The organism is Poinsettia branch-inducing phytoplasma str. JR1 (genome assembly GCF_000309465.1).
Classification (GTDB): domain Bacteria; phylum Bacillota_I; class Bacilli_A; order Acholeplasmatales; family Acholeplasmataceae; genus Phytoplasma; species Phytoplasma pruni.
Genome location: NZ_AKIK01000061.1, coordinates 1 through 4,328 on the forward strand (window position 1 = coordinate 1; position 4,328 = coordinate 4,328).

5 protein-coding genes are annotated in these 4,328 nt (G+C 26.4%); all 5 read left to right on the forward strand.

Features of this window, described 5'->3' with window-relative positions:
* Nucleotides 1-408 (forward strand): hypothetical protein (locus tag ON17_RS01565; RefSeq protein WP_017191754.1); only part of this gene is annotated, 408 nt, incomplete at its 5' end.
* A 20-nt stretch (nt 409-428) separates the two neighbouring features.
* On the forward strand, nt 429-1,925 hold the full coding sequence (locus tag ON17_RS01570; RefSeq protein WP_017191755.1) for a replicative DNA helicase: 1,497 nt from the start codon (nt 429-431) through the stop codon (nt 1,923-1,925).
* 21 nt (nt 1,926-1,946) lie between these two features.
* Nucleotides 1,947-2,570 carry a Panacea domain-containing protein gene (locus tag ON17_RS01575; protein WP_017191756.1) on the forward strand — a complete coding sequence of 208 codons (624 nt, stop codon included), beginning with the start codon at nt 1,947-1,949 and terminating at the stop codon, nt 2,568-2,570.
* Nucleotides 2,567-3,178, forward strand: coding sequence for a hypothetical protein (locus ON17_RS01580; protein ID WP_017191757.1), 612 nt, complete (start codon nt 2,567-2,569; stop codon nt 3,176-3,178). Before ON17_RS01575 ends, ON17_RS01580 begins: the two co-directional genes overlap by 4 nt.
* 144 nt (nt 3,179-3,322) lie before the next feature.
* On the forward strand, nt 3,323-4,328 hold a 1,006-nt coding region (locus tag ON17_RS01585), incomplete at its 3' end, for a hypothetical protein (RefSeq protein ID WP_017191758.1).

Here is a 4,328-nt window from a genome sequence, read left to right on the forward strand (position 1 = left end):
AAAATCAATGAATATCTCATTTTATTATACTTAAACAATAAAGGCATCAATAATTTATACCCTCAAGTAAATTTATTTTTTATCCCCGACATTAAATTTGATTTAGTTTTATTTACTCAAAAGAAAAGAATCATCGCTTTTAATTTTAAAACATGTCTGCGTGACCGCTATAAACAAACCATGGTTGAAGGACAACAATTAAAAAAGTTAGACACCCGTTTTGAGTTTTATTTATTAACCAACAACGAAACCGAAACTCAAAGAATAAACAATAAAATCAAGCAAGGCAAAATCCCAGGCATTAATCAAGTAATTAACTTATTTTCCAACTCAGCTAACGATTTCTTACAAAACTTAATTACCATAAAATTCATCCCTTTTTCTAATATCAACATCATTAAAAAATAAAAAAAGGAGTTAATATAAAAATGTTAACCAACGAACAAAAAGCGTTAAAACAACTAATAAATTATATCGAACAAGGCCAATGGGAAAAGTTAAACATTTACTGCCAAATAATCAACCCTAAAAATCTACTAGACCCTAAAAATACAAAAATATTTACAGCTTTAAAATATTTATTTTTAGAAAAACAAACATCTCATTCGTGGGACAAAACCGAGACAAAACCAACCATTATCAAAGAGTTATTAACATATTTACAAACCCATTTTCCCCAAGATAACTTTACTAAAGAATCATTATCTTTTTTAAATAATGATTTTAGTAAGGAAAATAACCTTGATTTCTTAGATAACTTAAAACACACCTATACCCAAGAAAAACTGTTCCAACAACTCTTAAAAATTATTAGTCCTTCTTTTGAAACCCAAGACCCTTACACTAAAAACTTATATTACCAAGAAATCTTTGATAAATTAAGAAACTTTATGGCTTTTATTCCTCACAAATCAGACCAAACCTTATTAACTTTAAATCAAATGTCCTCTTATCATCCTGAGTTTTTTGCCACCGACAACCAAGCAAAACAAAAAATTCAAGAAGAATATTACCGTTTATCAGAAACTTTCCGAGGATTAAATCAAGCAACTAAAGGATTCAAAAAAGGCCAAATCATCACTATTGGAGGATATACTGGTTTAGGCAAAACCACTTTTGTCTACAACCTTCTTTTAGATATCGCCAAAACTAAATATCAAGAAAATTTTCATTATCCTCATATTTTGGTATTTTCTTATGAAATGACAATGGAGGAAAATTTAAGTCGTTTATTAGCCCACCAAACTCAAATTCCCCTAAATGTTATTTTAGATAAAAATTTCGCAGATTCAAATATCACACCACAACGATACACAGAAAGGACGGCACAAGCCAAACAATTTTTTGTTAACATTAATTTATCGTTTAGTTATGACAAAAGTAAAAACATTGATTATGTTATTGATTTAATTTATCGTCTTCATTTAGAAAAACAAGCAGAAATTATCGTTATTGACCACCTCCAAATAACCAAAACCACAAACCACTTAGAAAATGACCGTTTAGCTATTGATGAAATTATGACTAAACTCAAACAATTAGCCACGGAATTAAACCTTGTGATTATTATTCTCTCTCAATTTTCAAGAGATACTTATTCTAATTATAAAGGTAAATCGCCAGAAATAACCGCTTTAAAAGGAAGTGGTGGAATTGAAACTAACTCCGATATCGTCTTAATAATGTCTGAATTCCAACCCCAATTATCCAAAGACCAAGAAAAACCTTTAAATATTTATCATTCAACCTTAAATCAACTCTATTTAGAATCTAATGACAATGAAAACCAAAAAATCATTGAAATCAATATCAAAAAGAATCGTAGTGGCACCAAAAAAACCTTAGTTTATCACTTTGAAATGGCAACCCAAACCTTCCAAGAAATCGGTTACGTTTTACCTTATCAAATAGAAACTTATTATTAATCAAAAAAAGGAGAACAAATAATGAAAAATAATTTCGATCAAATCATAAAAAATATTAAAGCAATAGAGAAACAATTAAAAATCGTCAAAAAATATGTTAAACTATACAACATAAAAAATAGGAAGGAAATAAACGTGAATCAAAATATAAAAAATAATAACGAAAAAGTTAATGTTTTTGATGTTGTTAACTTTTTACTCAAACATTTTGATACTGATAAATATAAAATTACTAATATGAAAATTAATAAATTATTATATTACATTCAAGGTAATTATATTGCTAAATATAATGAACCACTTTTTTTAGAACCTATCGAAGCTTGGATGTTTGGGCCTGTTATCGCTCATATTTATGGTGAATTTTTCCATTTTGTAAATAATCCAATTCCCAACAATTATATTTGTGAAGGAAAGACTGGAAATGAAATAAATCAAGAAATTCAAGAATTTATTAAAAAAACCCTTAATAATTATATTAATTTAAGTTCTTATGATTTGAGTGTAAAAACTCATAACGAAAAACCTTGGAAAAACGCTTATAATCCACGTAAAAAATGGAAAAATAATATTATTACTCCTCAATCTTTAAAAGACTTTTTTGCAAAAGAGCAAAAGGAAGAAAATAAACATGAATCCAAATGACAAAATTGAAAGAGTTAAATAATACAAATTTTAACGAAATAATTAAAATAATTCATAGTATTTGTAGCAATATTCAAAGATCTAAAAATTTAAAAAAAACAAATAACCACAATCCTCAAGATATAGAGTCTAATTATAGAGATAATATTACTTTAACTTTAAATAGTTATCCTTCATCGTTTGAAGGATTAGTTAATGTTGAAGCACAAAATAATCATGGCAAAACCGATATGATTATAAATTTTTTAAATAATAAAAAATATGTAGCAGAATGTTTCGTGTTAAAAGATAAAGTTTCAATTGCAACCAAAAGTAAAAATAAAATTGATCAATTAATTTACAATATAACTGATGAAGATGATAAAATTTCGTTAATTTTATTTGTATTAAAAGAAAATTTTGAACCAATAACAATTTTTAAAAAAATCCAAAAAATTATTACAAATCAAAGTATCGAAGGGAAATTAATTAATTCAAAGGAAATATATAAAAATAAAGTTTGGGTTTTAAAAACAAAAATACATAAATACCCTCAATTAGAATTATATATTCATATTTGCATTTATCATTTTTTTTATGATTTGAATTATTCTGAATCTCAAAAATAAAGACAAAAAACATAATTATTTAATTTTTTTTGATATATTTTTTAAAACATAACTCATTAAAAAATACTTTTTACCTCTAGACTCTCATGCGAGAGTCTTTTTTTTGTACCCCAATATCAAAATAAAGGAGAAATAGAAAAATCAATGAATCATCAAGACAAAATTAACCACATTAAAACTAATTTCCCCATGATTGTTTTATTAAAAAAATTAAAAATTTTACCATCAAATTTCAATATCAAATATCGTTTCCCTTGTCCCATCCATCAAGGACAAAACCCTACTTGTTGCCATTTAACTTTAGATAACAAAATTCATTGTTGGAAATGTTGTAAAGATTTCGATATTATTGATGTATATAGAGAAATAAGACAAATTCACTCCTTTAGCGAAGCCATTCAAAGAATAGAACACTTTATGAAAAATCAAGAATTTCACAACCTCATTCAACAAGAAAAAGAAATAACTACAACATCTTCAAACCCTTTTCAAAAACAACATCAAACTAAACAGCCCTATGATCCTATCGATGAGTGCCAAATTCAAATCATCAAAAACCAACTCTTGAAAGAAGTATCACCATTATTTAATCAAATCCGTGATTATTATCATTATTTATTAATAACTAACCAAAACAACGAATCATCAATGGGTCTTGAATATTTAACCCAAAAAAGAAAATTAACCCTAGAAACCATTAAAGAATTTAAACTAGGTTATGCCCCTTTATCTGATAAACTTTTATCTTTCCGTCTAGTAAATTATTGTAAAAAGAAAAATATTGATACCACAAAATTAGTTGAATATGGTTTTATCAAAGAAAAAACCAATCAAAAAGGAACTAAATATTATCACGATACTTTCCATGGTTCTATTATTATTCCTATCGAACAAAACCACCAAACTTTCCACTTTTATCAAAATCATTTTCGTGATACTTCCTATTTCCAACCTAAATATCAATCTATTAACAATTTCAGCCAAACTCCTACTTTTCATTTTAGTTATCGTTTTTTTGAAGCTTTACCATATATCAAACAAACCAAAACCATCATCATTCATGAAGGTTTTTTTGATGTAATTAGTTGTTGGCAACACGGAATCAAAAATGTGGTGGGTTTAATTTGTGTTGCCCAATTACTTTCTCAAG

What these genes read in the sequence shown, in the direction of transcription:
- ON17_RS01580 (WP_017191757.1), top strand. Translation starts at nt 2,567, where the DNA reads ATGACAAAATTGAAAGAGTTAAATAATACAAATTTTAACGAAATAATT.
- ON17_RS01575 (WP_017191756.1), top strand. Translation starts at nt 1,947, where the DNA reads ATGAAAAATAATTTCGATCAAATCATAAAAAATATTAAAGCAATAGAG.
- ON17_RS01570 (WP_017191755.1), top strand. Translation starts at nt 429, where the DNA reads ATGTTAACCAACGAACAAAAAGCGTTAAAACAACTAATAAATTATATC.